The sequence below is a fragment of the Gemmatimonadaceae bacterium genome (assembly GCA_037721215.1).
In the GTDB taxonomy this organism is placed as follows: domain Bacteria; phylum Gemmatimonadota; class Gemmatimonadetes; order Gemmatimonadales; family Gemmatimonadaceae; genus UBA4720.
In genome coordinates this window covers 85791-100785 of sequence record JBBJNV010000010.1, presented here as the reverse complement: position 1 = coordinate 100785, position 14995 = coordinate 85791, and the positions used below count along the sequence as shown (strand labels likewise).

Annotated in this window: 12 protein-coding genes; 8 read left to right on the top strand and 4 right to left on the bottom strand. The window is 60.4% G+C overall.

Translation table 11 applies throughout. From position 1 onward, the window contains the following. Positions 1–85: 85 nt before the first annotated feature. Positions 86–460 (bottom strand): fluoride efflux transporter CrcB, encoded by a 375-nt coding sequence (crcB, locus tag WKF55_07080; GenBank protein ID MEJ7759341.1) that lies wholly within the window; start codon positions 458–460, stop codon positions 86–88. 42 nt (positions 461–502) lie between these two features. Next, entirely contained in the window at positions 503–1234 is a 732-nt protein-coding gene (locus WKF55_07075) for a class I SAM-dependent methyltransferase (protein ID MEJ7759340.1), read from the bottom strand. 174 nt (positions 1235–1408) lie between these two features. Between WKF55_07075 and WKF55_07070 the strand changes: the two genes are divergently transcribed. The 6 genes from WKF55_07070 to WKF55_07045 all read left to right on the top strand — a co-directional run bounded on the left by WKF55_07070 (position 1409) and on the right by WKF55_07045 (position 8562). Further along, positions 1409–3658, top strand: a complete 2250-nt coding sequence (locus WKF55_07070) for a PAS domain S-box protein (protein MEJ7759339.1) — start codon at positions 1409–1411, stop codon at positions 3656–3658. Beyond that, entirely contained in the window at positions 3639–4079 is a 441-nt protein-coding gene (locus WKF55_07065; protein ID MEJ7759338.1) for a response regulator, read from the top strand. The genes WKF55_07070 and WKF55_07065 overlap by 20 nt, the downstream gene beginning before the upstream one ends. Positions 4080–4088: 9 nt before the next feature. After that, positions 4089–5723: an ATP-binding protein gene (locus WKF55_07060; GenBank protein MEJ7759337.1), complete on the top strand. Its 1635-nt coding sequence runs from the start codon at positions 4089–4091 to the stop codon at positions 5721–5723. Between the two features lie 26 nt (positions 5724–5749). Then, on the top strand, positions 5750–6196 hold the full coding sequence (locus tag WKF55_07055; protein ID MEJ7759336.1) for a surface-adhesin E family protein: 447 nt from the start codon (positions 5750–5752) through the stop codon (positions 6194–6196). Between the two features lie 58 nt (positions 6197–6254). After that, the gene (locus WKF55_07050) at positions 6255–7445 is read left to right on the top strand and encodes a cystathionine beta-lyase (protein ID MEJ7759335.1); all 1191 of its coding nucleotides are present in this window, start codon (positions 6255–6257) and stop codon (positions 7443–7445) included. A 91-nt stretch (positions 7446–7536) separates the two neighbouring features. Beyond that, the gene (locus WKF55_07045) at positions 7537–8562 is read left to right on the top strand and encodes a hypothetical protein (GenBank protein ID MEJ7759334.1); all 1026 of its coding nucleotides are present in this window, start codon (positions 7537–7539) and stop codon (positions 8560–8562) included. A 12-nt stretch (positions 8563–8574) separates the two neighbouring features. Here WKF55_07045 and WKF55_07040 read toward each other — a convergent pair whose 3' ends face one another. Further along, positions 8575–9252, bottom strand: coding sequence for a triacylglycerol lipase (locus WKF55_07040; protein MEJ7759333.1), 678 nt, complete (start codon positions 9250–9252; stop codon positions 8575–8577). A 217-nt stretch (positions 9253–9469) separates the two neighbouring features. Between WKF55_07040 and WKF55_07035 the strand changes: the two genes are divergently transcribed. Beyond that, positions 9470–10264 carry a TonB family protein gene (locus tag WKF55_07035; protein MEJ7759332.1) on the top strand — a complete coding sequence of 265 codons (795 nt, stop codon included), beginning with the start codon at positions 9470–9472 and terminating at the stop codon, positions 10262–10264. A 98-nt stretch (positions 10265–10362) separates the two neighbouring features. Next, positions 10363–11922, top strand: a complete 1560-nt coding sequence (locus tag WKF55_07030; GenBank protein ID MEJ7759331.1) for an amidohydrolase family protein — start codon at positions 10363–10365, stop codon at positions 11920–11922. A gap of 8 nt (positions 11923–11930) precedes the next feature. On the opposite strand, the gene WKF55_07025 is transcribed toward WKF55_07030, so the two are convergent. Next, positions 11931–14927 carry an AAA family ATPase gene (locus tag WKF55_07025; protein MEJ7759330.1) on the bottom strand — a complete coding sequence of 999 codons (2997 nt, stop codon included), beginning with the start codon at positions 14925–14927 and terminating at the stop codon, positions 11931–11933. Between the last annotated feature and the right edge of the window lie 68 nt (positions 14928–14995).

Sequence of the window (14995 nt, the reverse complement as noted above, 5' to 3'; positions counted from 1 at the left end):
ACCAGGATGTGATTCTCGCCGATCGACCCGATCATCTTCTCAACGGATGAGCAGAAGCGTCACTTCGGTAACCCAGGCGGAGTCATTAGCGGAAGAGGGCGCGTGCAAGCGCGAGCCCGCTGGCGGTGGCAAGCAGACAAAGTGTAACACTCAGAAACACGTAGAGCAGGGCTCGTAGATATTCTCCCTCGCTGGCGAGGCCCACCGTCTCGATACTGAATGCAGAAAACGTTGTGAACCCTCCGCAAAAACCCACGATGAGCAGGCCGCCTAGCGCCGAGGAAGGTTCAGCATTCGTGAAGCGCGGCACCAGAAGTCCGACAATGAGGCAGCCCACGACATTCACCGCGAGCGTGCCGTAAGTGAATCCGGCCGCGCTGGATCGCTGCACCGTTCCCGCCAGCAGGTACCGAAGGACCGAACCCAGAGCCCCGCCCACGGCGATGGCGAGAATTGTCATGACGAAACAATAGCATTCTCACGTTCATCCCAATAACCTCGGTTATTCACCGTCTGACAACCGAGCGCGCAAATCAGACGTCGGAACTTCTCCCAAAGCTTTCGGTGAGAGGACTTCGAGCAATAAGACCGCATCGCGCCAGAGCCACGCCGTGCTGGAAATACGAAGGCCGGCGTCGCGAACCGCCGTTATTGTATCGCGATCAAAATGCTCTCCCCATAATGGTGCTGTCACTCGCGTGACTGCTGCGGCAATTGCGCCGAGCACGCCACCGGGGCGAACGTGCTCGAGCATCAGGAACGGCGCTCCATCGCGAAGCACGCGGCTCACTTCTCGCAGGCCTTCGACGGGATTACGTACTTCGCAGAATACCAGCGCCTCGGCGCCCCAGTCGAACGTCGCGTCGCGGAACGGGAGGCTTGATACGTCGGCAACGACCAGCAATACGCACGCCCCACTCGATTCCGCCGCTCCCTCGAAAAGCTTCTGCTTTGCGGTCACCATGTTGGCAGGTGATACGTCGGTTGCGATGATCAGAGCCGCCGGGTAATGCGGGAAGCTGCCCCCGGTTCCAACGCCGATCTCAAGACCCCTCGCTTTGCTTCGCAGAGAATCCCGCGACTCGTGTCCGCTTGCCGTGTATGCGGGAACGAGTTTCCACAAAGCCGCTCTCCAGCGCCTGAGGGCGCCTTCGAGTGGTCGCGTCAGAATGTCATAATGAACAAGCGGCATCATGGGAATTGTCTTTCGACCTGCGATCCGGGTGACGGGCATTTGTCGGCGTCACGTTTCAGCAAATCCGAGTCCTTCCGTCTCGAGAACGCGCGGGTGCTTCTTCATCCGACTCGCAGCAGCCGGCAGGTTTGCATGTCCACAGTCAGTCACCGGCTACCCCCCTCCCACTGACTGCGACGGAATAGCCCCTCCGATATATTCCCCCCGGCCATCATGCCATCACCAAGACCCCCCCGGCCGTTCATTCCCTCCCTGCGTTCCAAGATCGGCGCCGGTCTGGTCGCCGCGCTGCTGATCCTGGTCGTCGGCGCCATTTCGGTGTACTCCGTTCAGCGCGCATCGAACTCGTCGGCGCTCGTCGAAAAAACAGGCCGGGTACTGCTCGAACAGGAGCAGCTGCTGTCGGCGCTCAAGGATGTCCAGAGCGGATCGCGAAGCTTTGTCGCAATCGGCAAGGACGAGTTCCTGGGCCCGTATGACACCGCGGTAAAGGAGGTGTCCGCGTCCCTGGCAAGGCTGCGCAGGATGACCGCCGACAATCCACTCCAGCAACAGCGGCTCGACACCCTCGAGAGTGTTGCGCGGGAGAGAGTCGAGCTCAGCGATCAGATCATACTCATCAGGCGAACCCAGGGATTCGAGATGGCGCGCCTGCTGCTCGGTACCGGCCAGTCGACGATGGTGATGGATCACGCCCGTGCCCTGCTGGAGATGATGGAGGCCGAAGAGCGCGCGTTGCTGGCGCGCCGCACCGCCGATCTCCGAGCCGACCAGCGACTCGCGGTTATCGTGATTGCGGTTGGAAGCTTCATGGCCTTTCTCATCTCACTACTCATCAACCGCTCGATCAGGCGGGATGTGATCGATCGTGAGGCACAGCAGAAGCTGATCGAGCGTCAGTCATCAAAACTTCAGAAACAGTCCAACACGCTCGAAACCCAGCAATCCGTGCTCGCCCGGCAGCTCGCCGAACAACAGGCGCTGGCGAGTCAGAATTCGGCGCTGCTCAATTCAACCGAAGCCGGTTTTTACGGCATGAACCCAAAGGGCGAGTGTACCTTCATCAATCGCGCGGGAGCGGCGATGCTTGGCTATGCGCCGGACGCGCTCGTCGGCCGCGATATGCACGCGACCATTCATCACCACCGGGCCGACGGATCCGCGTACCCGCTGGCTGAATGCACGATGAATTCCGCATCGCGCACAGGCCAGAGCGCGCGGAACGATGAAGAGGTGTTCTGGCGGAACGATGGAACTGCAATGCCAGTCGAGTACTCTACATCTCCCATACAGGAAAACGGCGAGTTACGCGGGGCGGTGGTCGCATTTGCCGATATCTCCGCACGAAAACGCGCAGACCGCATCGTCGCCGAGAGTGAGGAACGCAAGGCGGCTGTGCTCAGGTCGACACTCGACTCCATCATCAGCATCGATGCGGATGGAATTGTGTTCGAATTCAACCGCGCCGCTCAGGAAACTTTCGGATATACCTACGAGGAGGCCATTGGGAAGCCGCTCGGCGATCTCATCGTTCCGGAGCGGCTGCGCGAGGCGCACCGTGCAGGAATGGGACGCTACCTGAACACCGGCACCGCTCATATCCTCGGGAAGCGCCTGGAGCTTCCGGCCATGAGGCGCGACGGCACCGAGTTTCCCTCGGAGCTGACGATCACCCGGACGGATATTGACGGGACCCCGGCGTTCATCGGCGTTCTCCGCGACATCACCGCCAGAAAAAAAGCCGACGCCGAGCGCGAGCAGCTGATTGCGGCACTCGCCCGCAGCAATCAGGAGCTCGACCAGTTTGCCTATGTCGCCTCGCACGATCTGAAAGCCCCGCTGCGCGGGATTGCCAACCTCTCACAGTGGATCGAGGAGGATCTGGGAGGAGCACTGAACGGTGAGAGCAAGAGCCAGATGGAAATGCTGCGCGGACGGGTTCACCGCATGGAAGCTCTGATCGACGGCATCCTTCAGTACTCGCGGGCAGGGCGTGTAAGAGCCCGGCCGGAGGCAGTGGACACCGGATTGCTGGTCGCCGAGGTGATCGACCTGCTCGCTCCCGGGCCGAACGTCGTAACCGATGTTATTCCCGGGATGCCGGTCGTAAACACAGAGCGGGTTCCCCTGCAACAGGTGTTGCTCAACCTCATCGGCAACGCTATCAAGCACACCGGCAGGATTGACCCCGTGATTAGTATTCGCTGGGCCGATGCGGGTGAGCTTGTGGAGTTCACGGTGAGCGACAATGGGCAGGGAATCGCGCCGCAATACCACGATCGGATATTTGCCATATTTCACACGCTGGAAGCCCGCGATAAAGTGGAAGGCACTGGTATCGGCTTGTCGGTCGTGAAAAAAATGGTCGAATCCAAAGGAGGGCGTGTCTGGCTCGAATCTGATGTCGGACTGGGCTCGACTTTCCATTTCACCTGGCCGAGGAATGAGGTTACCGAGGAGTGAGGCGATGGGCGAGCGCGTGTTGAATATCCTGCTGGTGGAGGATGATGAAGTCGATGTGATGAACGTTCGGCGTGCGTTCGAGAAAAATCACGTGTCGAACCCTCTGTTCGTCGCCGGTAACGGCCTGGAGGCGCTCGAGATGTTGCGAGGCGACGTCGTGCCGAAAGAGAGACGTCTCGTCCTTCTCGATCTCAACATGCCGAAGATGAACGGCATCGAATTTCTCGAAGCGCTTCGCGCCGACGCCGATCTGTCGAGCACGCCGGTGGTGGTGTTGACGACCTCCAACGACGATCAGGACAAGATCGATGCATACAACCTGAATGTTGCCGGATATCTCCTCAAGCCAGTGACGTTCAGCAGTTTCTGCGAACGGATGGCCGCCCTGAACAAGTACTGGACGCTGGTGGAGATGCCGTAAGGCCGACTCATGGATACCGTGCTGCGTGTTCTCGTAGTGGATGATGATGAGATCGACCGCATGGCAGTGAGGCGTGCGCTCAAGGCCTCGGCAATAGACGTTTCCGTCGTTGAAGCGAACAACGCGGATAGCGCAATTCGGCATCTCGAAGCGGCGCGGTTCGACTGCGCAATCCTCGACTACCGTATGCCCGGCAGCGACGGCCTCGAGGTTGTACGGAAGGCGCGAGCGAAGGGAATACTCATTCCCTTCATCATGCTGACGGGTTTTGGTGACGAGCAGACAGCGGTCGAGTTGATGAAAGCCGGGGCTGCCGATTACATACCCAAGAGCATGTTGACGCCGGAGCGCCTGGGCCAGAGTCTGCGAAGCGTGGTGCGTGTCCATCAAGCTGAGATCGAGGCTAACCGGGCAGACGGAGAGCTGCGTCGCTATGCGATGCAGCTGCGGTCAGTAGCGCAGGCAGCAATCGAGATCAACTCCACGCTCGCCGTCGACGCCATGCTCCAGGCAACGACTGAGAATGCGCGACGCATCCTGAACGCGAAACGAGCGGAAACCCGGCTCGCTGTAGATGGCAACGCAACGTCGAATGCGGTTCTCGAAGGACAAACAGCCCTGTGGCTTGCGACTGCGCCTGGCGAAAACGAGCACGAGCTCACTTCCTGGGCCGATGCCACGCGCGACTCGATGCCCGCGCTGACGCCGGAGATAATTGCCGCGCTTGCCGCCGGCCAGGACATACCCACGCTTCCGCCGTCGGAAATGGCTATGCGGCCTTTCAGTACGCTTTCCGCGGATTTGATGGGGCGCGACGGACAGATGCTCGGCGTGATTCAGCTGTGGGACAAAAAAGAGGGGGACTTCGATGAATCTGACGAAGCCGTTCTGACCCAGCTTGCGCAGCTTGCTTCGGTGGCGCTGGAAAATGCCCGCCTTTTCAAGGCTGCTCAGGAAGCCACGAGGGCACGCGATGACCTTGTCGCGATCGTGTCTCACGACCTGAGGAATCCGCTGCATACGATTCACATGGCGGCATCCTTTCTTCTGGAAGTTGCGCCTGCGACAGATCGCCGGGTGATGGCGCGGAGGCAGCTCGAGGTAATTCAGCGCGCGGCGACGCGGGCAAACCGCCTCATCAAGGATCTCCTCGATGTTGCGCGTATTCAGGCAGGGGGTCTGGCCGTCGATCCGGTTTCGGTGGACGTTAACTCACTGGTGCTCGAAGCCATGGAGTCGGCTTCGCCCCTTGCGGGCGCAAGCCAGATAAACGTGCTGACGGATGTGGAAGCAGGCGCCGGCAGCGCGCGAGCCGACCGCGAGCGGGTGCTGCAGGTATTTGCCAATCTGATCGGTAACGCCATCAAATTTACTCCAAAGGGTGGAGAGATCAGGATTCAGGCAAAGGCTGCCGGTGCGGAGGTGAATTTCACCGTCGTCGACACCGGACCCGGCATTCCGCAGGAGAATCTGGCCCACGTATTCGACCGGTACTGGCAGGCAAAGTCCACCGCAAAACTGGGCACTGGTCTTGGGCTGTCGATCGCGAAAGGAATTGTGGAGGCACACGGTGGCCGCATCTGGGTAGAGAGTCCTCCACAGAGCGGCGCCGCGTTCAGTTTTACTTTGCCGGCGGCACCGTAGCGGTACCAACTACAGGGATCTCACAGATGAAACTTGTTCTGCAGTTAATGGTCGCTGGCGCGGCCCTGACGGTTGCTGCGTCGTCCATGCAGGCGCAGGCGCCGTGGCCCGTGGTGTACAAGGATGCCAACGTGAGTGTCGCTTTCGATACCGCCAACGCGAGCAGGAACGCGGACGGCTCGTACATGACTCGCACCCGATGGGATTACGCAAAACTGCACGCTCTCGAAAGCCGGCGGCCATACATGGCGATGACGGAAGTCGCGTTGATCCGCTGCACCCCGGTGCGCATCAAGCGGCTCACTGAGTCGTTTTATTCGGCTAACGGAGCTGTCGTCAGAGAAGGGGTCATGCCGAGCCAGGAGGACATACGGTTCATGAACTGGGACCGGTTCAAGCCGCGGTCGGAAGGATCGAGAGCGTTCAGCAACGTGTGCGCCAACATCGCACGCCGGAATCGTGCGCGACGCTAGTTACCCGCGGATACTGGCAGCGCGAACGAGTAGTGAATAACGGGCGACGCGACCCATCATGACGCACTGGACGACGAAGCTGATTCATTCCGATGCGGAATACGCGGAGGGATTCGAGTCACTCGTCACACCGGTGTTTCGGGGCTCGACCACCGTTTTCCCTCGCGCCGCCGACGTAAAGGACGACTGGCGGCATGAAGCGGGCTACAGCTACGGGCTCTTCGGGACGCCGACGACACGTGAGCTGGCGTCGCGGATTGCGGAACTGGAGAAAGGTGAGCGGACATTTCTGACTCCCGGTGGCCAGGCTGCGATCGCACTCATCTACTTCGCATTTACAAGCGCGGGAGACCACGTGCTTGCCCCCGACAGCGCGTATGGCCCCAATCGCGCTCTGGATCACGTGCTCCGGCGGTTCGGCGTCGAGGTCGAATACTATCCCCCTCTCGAGGGATTTGAACTCGAGGCGCGGATGCGCCCAAACACGCGACTGATCTGGTGTGAAAGTCCGGGTTCGATCACGATGGAGGTTCAGGACGTCCCGGCTATCGCGGAAGTCGCACACCGGCACGGTGCACTTGTCGCGCTCGACAACACGTATGCGGCGGGGATCTACTTCGATGCCTTCGCCCACTCAGTCGATGTCACGATGCAGGCAATCACCAAATACATCGGCGGGCACAGTGACCTGATCCTCGGCTCGGTGACAGTCAGGGACATGGCCCTTTACGAAAAACTGGGTCGAGTGCACGGCTTGCTCGGGCTCGGCGTGTCGCCCGATGACTGCTCACTCGCGCTGCGCGGTATGCAGACGCTGGCTGTCAGGCTGTCGGCGCTGGAGATAAGCGCGCTCGAGGTTGCTCGCTGGCTCGCAGTTCATCCGGCGATCGCAACCGTGTTGCACCCCGCTCTGCCTTCCTGTCCGGGTCACCCAAACTGGACGCGCGACTTTACCGGCTCGGCAAGCCTGTTCTCGATAGTATTCGTCGAAGGCACCGAGCGGGACACGATCCTCGGGTTTATCGATGCCCTCGCGTTATTCAAGGTGGGTTTCAGCTGGGGTGGTGTCACGAGCCTCGCCGTTCCTGGCTTTGATCTGAAACGAAGCTACGAAACCGGCTACGGAGACCGTCTGGTCCGTCTCAACATCGGTCTCGAAAATGTAAGTGACCTGATCTCGGATCTGGATCAGGCTTTGAGTGGCGCTGGATTGGGATCACCCCGTCAGGGTCCGGAGCATGCAGGTTAATGCTGCACGTAGTTTGCATGGATCAGCAGGTGACGAGCCGGGTATTCCGTTCGTCGTGTCACCACATGTGCAGAGTCAGGGTAGTTAACCAATGAGATCACGTCTGGCCGCATTCGTCCTTGCACCTCTTCTGACCGCTATTTCCGGTTCGGTGAGCCTGGCGCAGGGGATCGACCCGCAGTGCCCTTCCGGATCGTTCAACGCCGGCGGCACTCCGAACAACACAAAGATCGCGCAGGACGCCTGCCAGAAAGCGATCGATCTCTTCAAGTACACGGCGCCGCAGCTTGGGGCCGTCCTTGCAGGAGGAAGTGCGACTCAGGGGATCACGGGCACGCTGGGCGGCCTCGGTCATTTTTCGATCGGCCTGCGTGGCAACGCGTTACGGGCGTCGCTTCCCGAGGTAGACCGGGTGGTTCCGTCGACCCGTGGCGCTCAGTCGAGCACGTACTCGCTCGACAACAAGCCGGCGGGTTTCGTCACGGGCGACCTTGCACTGGGAATTTTCCGAGGGCTGCCGCTCGGCCTTACCAACGTCGGCGGCCTCGATCTGCTCGTCAGTGCTTCATATGTCCCGAACTACACGCAGGGTGCCTTCGATGTCACCCTGCCCGGCGGGGCGTGGAAGCTGGGATATGGGGGCAAGCTCGGCCTCGTGCAGGAAACCGCGCTGATTCCCGGTGTGTCCATCAGCTTTCTGGAGCGTGAGTTGCCGCGGGTAGACATCGCTGGTGTGTCGGGGGAGGACATGCTGTTCCTTGACAGTCTGCAGGTTCGCTCCAGATCGTGGCGTGCCGTAGCCGGCAAAAGTCTCCTGTTTCTGGGAGTTGGTGGGGGATTCGGGCAGGATACCTACAATAACAACGCTGCGATTCGAGTGAGTGTGGCGCCGCGGCCCACATCGGAGGGAGGTAGCGGAGGCCCGATCATGCTCACCCAGAAGCTGAAACGGAACAACGTCTTCGGCAGCGTATGGTTCACGTCGCAGGTACTTCGAATAGTCGCGGAGATAGGGCGGGTGAGCGGCGGAACGGTCGACACCTTCAACCAGTTCGATGGCGCTCAGCCCGCAGACAACCGAACCTACGGCTCTATTGGATTCAGCTTCGGCAGGTAGACGGCTGTTGAGTTAATCCACGAAATCCCGCACCTGCCTGTAGGTAGGTGCGTGCACGAGAAATTCGATGTGGTTGATGCACGCGCTTTCATTGTTTGTAGCGCCGGAAAGCGGGACGCTCTGATCGGGATTGATTGTCAGGTCGCAGGGTGAACGCCATGTGGCGTAACGGGTCAATCCTGGGGTTTCATCTCCCACGTTGAGCGCCGCGAGAAACGGGGAACCGATCTGAATTTCCCTGCACGGCGTGAAGCTGCAGTTATCGGCGGTATCCGTTCCGTGATTCGGTCCGGCGAGCGAAACCCACGCCTCCACCTTCGACGCCCCCCCGAGATTCCTGAGATAGTAGCGCGAAGAGATGCTGCCCATGGAGAAGGCCACGATATCCACTTTTACAGCGCCTGTGCTGGCGATGATTCCGTCCACTTGCGCACGAATCTCCTCAGCGCTCGTGGCATTGGATGCCGTAAAGCTGTAATTGTAGGAATACAATTCCTGATCCAGCCAGCCGTCGGCCTTGAACAAAGCCTTGAGATCTTGCCAGTTGCCGCCGTTGCCGCCGTAGCCATGGACAAACAGAATCGGGTCGTGCCGGAGCGCGGGCAATGCGACCGGCCCGGTGGCGGACTCGCCGCAGCCAGTGGCTACAACCAGCGCTGCCAGGATGAGAGGTTTTCGTAGGCGTGTCATTATCTGTTGAGGCTTCAGTGGTGGGTTTGCGAAATACAAAGAAAACACACGGTGCGGCTGCCGCCAATTCTTTTCGGCAATGGATGGCGGTTCCATTAACTGACGATTAACCCCTTATTACTTCGGGACAAATGCCTGCATAAATTTGAAATAAAGCACTTTATGGCCGGGCGTTTGCCTATAGTTACGACGTTGTTCAACCCCGGAGCTTTCCGCAATGATGCTGCTCGAATCGCAATCAAAAAAACAGCGCATGGCCGGCGGCACCGTCGCGAGCGTTGTCTTTCACTCGTCGCTGGTGCTCTTTGCGGTCTACGCCACGGCTCGTGCCGGTGTGCCTGATGTCAACGAGAAGCGGCAACAGAAGGTAAATTTCGTCAAGACTGCCGAGCCGCCCCCACCTCCGGTAGTAAAGAAGGATGAGCCGCCTCCACCCCCGCCAAAAGCGAAGCCGAAGAAGCCGCCACCGCCAAGCGATCACCGGCCGACTCCGCTTCCGCCAGCGCCCAAGGCTGAGATCGCTCCGCCCAAGGGCTTCAAGGTTCTCGAGGCGCCGGTCAACATCCCCACCACGATTCCGACTATCGACCTTTCAGCGAAGGCGACGAACGAAGCCGATTTTTCCGGCAAAGGCGTCCGTGGTGGAAGCTCGGATGGAGTGGCGGGCAGCAGCGGCACCAAGGAGGGTGCAGCGGGCGGTGTCGACACCAACAAGAACTACGCTGAGTTTGAGGTCGAGCGTCAGGTCACCGCAATCTCGGGAACGTCGGTGGCCTATCCAGAGGGTCTCAGGTCGTCAGGGGTTCAGGGGCAAGTGCTCGCCCAGTTCGTTGTCAACGAAAGCGGCCGGGTCGAGACGGCTACCTTCAAGGTGCTCAGCTCTTCAAACCCTCAATTCACCAGCGCGGTGAAGAATGCGCTCAGCCGGATGCGCTTTCGTCCGGCTCAGATTGGCAAGACCAATGTGTCTCAGGTAGTACAGCAGGCCTTCGTGTTCAAACTCGACGCCTGAAGCGGGACTGGTCTGCATCTCATGGCAAGGTCCGGCGAAAGCCGGCCCTTTTTCATTTCCGGGATGTAGATTCTTTCGACCCCAAAAGGAGATTTCGATTGCGTTTTTCAGGCCTTGTCCGTTGGCGGCGCAGTATTGCGCTCGCATCGCTGGTGGCGGGTGCGTCGGGCATGGCCGATGGTGCCGATGCCCAGACGACATCGCGCGGTCCCGTGAGCGGCTCGCGAGCGGCCAGCCTGGTGATCCGCAACGCTACAATTGTCGACGGAAACGGCACACCGGCGTCGGGCCCGGCAGATATAGTCGTTCGAGGAAATCGCATTACCGATGTCGTGTGGCTCGATCCTGTCGCTTTGAAATCCGGCACGGCAAAGCGGCCGTCGGGCGATACCGAGATCGACGCGACGGGAAACTACGTGCTTCCGGGGTTGATCAACGGGCATGCGCATGTCCAGGATGAACGCGGAGGCATTCCTCAGCCTCTCGACTATGAGCTAAAACTCTGGTTGGCTTGCGGCATCACCAGCGTGCGCGAAGTAGGCGCTGATGACACAGGCAAACTCATTGCGCTACGCGGCCGAAGCCAGCGCGGGGAAATCGCATCGCCCCGCATTTTCGTTTACGCGCGGTTCGGCGCACCGCCTTTTCCGCGCACGCCTGAAGCGGCTCGTGCGCGCGTGCGCGAACTGAAGCGTATGGGCGCCGATGGAATCAAGAGCACTGGAATCGATCGAGACTTGATGACGGCGATGGAAGACGAGGCGAAGAAAGTCGGGCTTCGCGTTGCCCACCATGCCGGCGTCGAGGAAACGAATGCCTGGGACGACATACGGCTGGGCACGACGAGCATCGAGCACTGGTATGGCATTCCCGACGCTGCGCTGATTGACGGCGGTCAGAGGTTTCCCGCGACCTATAACTACCGGAACGAAGTCGATCGGTTCAGATATGCGGGACGGCTGTGGCGGGAGGCCGATCCCGACAAGCTCCTGAAGGTTCTGGATGGCATGGTCGCGGCCAGGGTTGCCTGGATGCCGACCCTTGATATCTACGAGGCGAGCCGTGACCTCCAGCGCGCGCAGACCCAGCCATGGTTCAAGGATTATCTGCACCCGACGCTGGAGAAATATTTCCGGCCCGACGCCGCCAACCACGGCTCGTATTTCTTTGGATGGACGTCGACCGACGAAACGTTCTGGAAGGAGAACTACCGGATATGGATGAACGCGTTGCGCGAATTCGAGCGTCGGGGCGGCCTCATCGGTGCCGGCGATGATGCGGGATTCATCTATCAGCTATACGGATTCGGGCTCATTCGCGAGCTCGAGCTGCACGAAGAGGCCGGCTTCAGCCCGATAAAGGTCATCCAGCATGCAACCGGTAACAATGCGAAGATCCTCGGCGAAGAAGCGCGGCTGGGCCGGGTGCGCGCTGGATATCTCGCCGATCTGATAGTAGTAAAGGGGAATCCGCTGGAGAATCTCAAGGTTCTCTACCCAACCGGGATCGAGGACATCAAAGACGGGAAAGAGGTTCGCACTGGCGGCGTTGAGTGGACGATTAAAGATGGGATCCCATATAATGGACCGAAGCTGCTGGCCGAGGTAAAGGAGATTGTCCGGCAGGCACGTGCGACGCAGGGAAGGTCTGGGCAGTAGTCAGTTTCTCATGGTGAATCGACCTCCGGAAATCTGGTACGGATCACATCCGCCAGTTCCCCCCGGGACGCGACGCCGAGTTTGAGGAAGATGTTGGACATATGGGTGCTCACCGTCCGGGCAGATATGTCGAGCTTACTCCCTATTTCCCGGTTGGATTTTCTGCGGGCCACCATGCGTGCAATCTCAAGCTCACGCCCGGTTAGGCCCCCCGCGCCGGCGACAAGCGTGCGCGACGGCGGACGCACCCCCAGTTTCCTGATTTCCTCACGCACTTCGGTGAGTGCAGTCGCTGCGTGCAGCCTAGCAAAGACGTCGTGCGCGCGTCTGAACTCACGCATTGCGCCATCGCGATCGCCGTTGTCGCGGAGCGCCCACGCGAGAATGCGGCGGACGCGCGCGGCTGAGTCGGGATAGGGAATCGATTCGAGGGTTTCCGCAGCAGCCCGCAGAAGTGGAATCGCTGCCTCGGAGTTTGCATCGCGAAGCAACAGCAGCATTCCGTCACATGCGTCTGCCATTGCCAGCCCGAGCCGATTGCCAAGACGAGTGGCGTCACGCCTCATTCTCACGGAATGGCGTTCGGCGCGTTCGAAGTCTCGTATCCAGAGTGACGCTTCACCGACCACCGGCAGCAGGAACTGAAGCGACCATGCCAGATATCCGGACCTGTCGGCGATCTCCATACCCGCCTCGCCGATCCTTATCGCCTCGGCAAAATTGTTGGTCTCGAGGTAATAGGCAGCCAAGCCCATGTGTGTCGGTGCCAGCGTCGGCACGTTGATCCGGGAATCGTCTGATCCCGCCCCCGACAATTGCCACGCCTCATCGAAGTAAGTTTTCGCCTTGGCGAGATCACTCCGCCACAAATGGATTAGCCCGGTCCATACCAGCAATCGCGGCAACAGGGCGCGCTGACGGAGCGACCGAGCGAGTGCGATCGTTCTCTCGCCGGTCGCCAACCCCGCATCCCAGTCTCCCGTGGTGGACGCGTATTGCACTGAGAGCTCCGCAGACCACAGCGCGAGGAGGGGTGATTTAAGCCGTGCCGCGAGGTGCTCGCTCTCGCGAATGTGTTTGATCATGCCCGCGGCGTCGCTGGTGAGGCCGGCAAGTACTGCCATGCCCCAGTGCGCCGTCCACTCCAGCATCAGATCTTTCGAGCTCACCGCCAGCTCGACTGCTTTCCTGCCATGGAAAAGGGCGACATCGGCGGGCCCCGTCCATGCATAGAGGAGCAGCAACGCCCGATGTGCGCGAGCCAGCAGCGGCGTGCTGTTGGCGGCCTCCGCGGCCTGCAATGCACACTCCATTTCCGCTTTGGCATCATCGAGTCTTCCCAGATCCTGGAAGCACATGCCCCTGGCGAGATGCAGCCGCATCACTACGGCGTTGTCGGGCGAGCCGCCGACGCCGTTGAGCCCGTCCGTGTAATGGGCGAGGGCCTCGTCGTACCGCCCGTCCCAATAACATGCGAGGCCCATTCGATGCTCGATCACCGTGACGGCGTTGTGGTTCCCCGCCGCGACCGCTTTCTGACGCGCCGTCTCCCACAGCGCCAGCGCACCTTCATAGTTGCCAAGCCTCTGGCGGGCTCTCGCCAGACTCCTCACAATTTCGTCCCGGTCGATCGAGCCATCATCGAGGTTGTCGATCTGCTCGAGTGCCGATCCGAGAAAATCCGCAGCTTCACGATTCGCGTACGTCTGAAGCGCCATGCGTCCCGCTTCGCCGAGGTACTGGATGGCCTTGGGCGCCATCGATGTGGAGCGGGTGAAGTGGAATGCAAGCTCACCCGCGTGGGCAAGGGATTTCTTTCCGTAGTATTTCTCGAGGGCTTCCGCAACGGCCGCATGAAGAAGGCGTGAGCGGGCGTGGCCAAGCGACGAATAGGTCACCTGCTGCATGATCGGGTGCATGAAATCGTAGGCTGGACCGGCGGGGCCCTCGACTTCGACTAGTACGCGTTCGGCACAGAGCTCGTCCACCGCTTCGGCAACGAGTGCGTCGGACGTTCGCGACAGCGCAACCAGTTGCGCGAATGTCACCCGCGTCCCGACAACCGCAGCAAGGTTTGCGAGTTCACGCGCAGATGCCGACAGCCGGCCGAGCCGCGACGCAACGGCATCGCGCACTGTTGGCGGCAGCTGAAGCGACTCTACCTCCCACCCTGTCCACCGGCCGTCCTGCTCGCGAAGCACCGCGGATTCGACGAGCCACTTGAGAGTTTCCTCAACGAAGAAGGGATTGCCACGCGTCCATCCATAGAGGAGAGCCGTGAATTGCCGGATGGTATCGGGATCGACACCGAACATCTCGCGCAGCATTTCGCCGACATCGGTTTGGGCCAGCGGTCCGACGCGGCAGCACGTCGCCGCGCCGAGTTTCACCAGTGATTGCTCGGTGGTGCGCAGCATCTGATTCGAATCGCGCTCTGTTTCGTTGTATGAGGCAAGGAGCGCGATGCGGTGTCCAGAAATTTGACGGGCCACGAAGTGGAAAAGCTCGAGCGAGGCGGCGTCGGCCCACTGCAGATTCTCCAGTACCAGACACAGCGGCTGTCGCGCGGCAAACCGTCCGAGGAACTGCGTGAAATTCCAGAGCAATCGCGATTTGAGCTCCGATGGATCAGCGCCCGCGCCCGCGCTTGTTCGGCTTCCTGATGACGACAGGGCGGGAAACAGATATGCGAGCTCAGCGGTTCCCCCGCGCGACAGAACAGACAGCGCGCCGGGTTCCAGTTGTCTCAGCGATGGCAGTAGTGCGTCGGCGAAGAGCGAGTATGGGATGCCCGTTTCGACGGCATATGCTCTGCCGAGCACGACGTTCCATCCTTCGCGGGTGGCTTTCTCAGCAGCGGAGGCCAGGATGCGGGTTTTGCCAACGCCGCCGTCGCCGGACACGAACATCGTCGACCCATTGCCCGATGTTGCGGCGCGAAGAACCGCCTCCATGAGCGCCAGCTCAGCTTCTCGTCCGATCATCGGAGCCGTACGCGGCTGCATTATATCGACCTTGTTAAGGACATGAGTAAAAGAGGGTTGCTGGCCCGGGCAGCTTGCGCAATAATATG

Coding starts and splice junctions, on each gene's coding strand:
- crcB (MEJ7759341.1), bottom strand. CDS start 460: ATGACAATTCTCGCCATCGCCGTGGGCGGGGCTCTGGGTTCGGTCCTT.
- WKF55_07075 (MEJ7759340.1), bottom strand. CDS start 1,234: ATGCCCGTCACCCGGATCGCAGGTCGAAAGACAATTCCCATGATGCCG.
- WKF55_07070 (MEJ7759339.1), top strand. CDS start 1,409: ATGCCATCACCAAGACCCCCCCGGCCGTTCATTCCCTCCCTGCGTTCC.
- WKF55_07065 (MEJ7759338.1), top strand. CDS start 3,639: ATGAGGTTACCGAGGAGTGAGGCGATGGGCGAGCGCGTGTTGAATATC.
- WKF55_07060 (MEJ7759337.1), top strand. CDS start 4,089: ATGGATACCGTGCTGCGTGTTCTCGTAGTGGATGATGATGAGATCGAC.
- WKF55_07055 (MEJ7759336.1), top strand. CDS start 5,750: ATGAAACTTGTTCTGCAGTTAATGGTCGCTGGCGCGGCCCTGACGGTT.
- WKF55_07050 (MEJ7759335.1), top strand. CDS start 6,255: ATGACGCACTGGACGACGAAGCTGATTCATTCCGATGCGGAATACGCG.
- WKF55_07045 (MEJ7759334.1), top strand. CDS start 7,537: ATGAGATCACGTCTGGCCGCATTCGTCCTTGCACCTCTTCTGACCGCT.
- WKF55_07040 (MEJ7759333.1), bottom strand. CDS start 9,252: ATGACACGCCTACGAAAACCTCTCATCCTGGCAGCGCTGGTTGTAGCC.
- WKF55_07035 (MEJ7759332.1), top strand. CDS start 9,470: ATGATGCTGCTCGAATCGCAATCAAAAAAACAGCGCATGGCCGGCGGC.
- WKF55_07025 (MEJ7759330.1), bottom strand. CDS start 14,927: ATGCAGCCGCGTACGGCTCCGATGATCGGACGAGAAGCTGAGCTGGCG.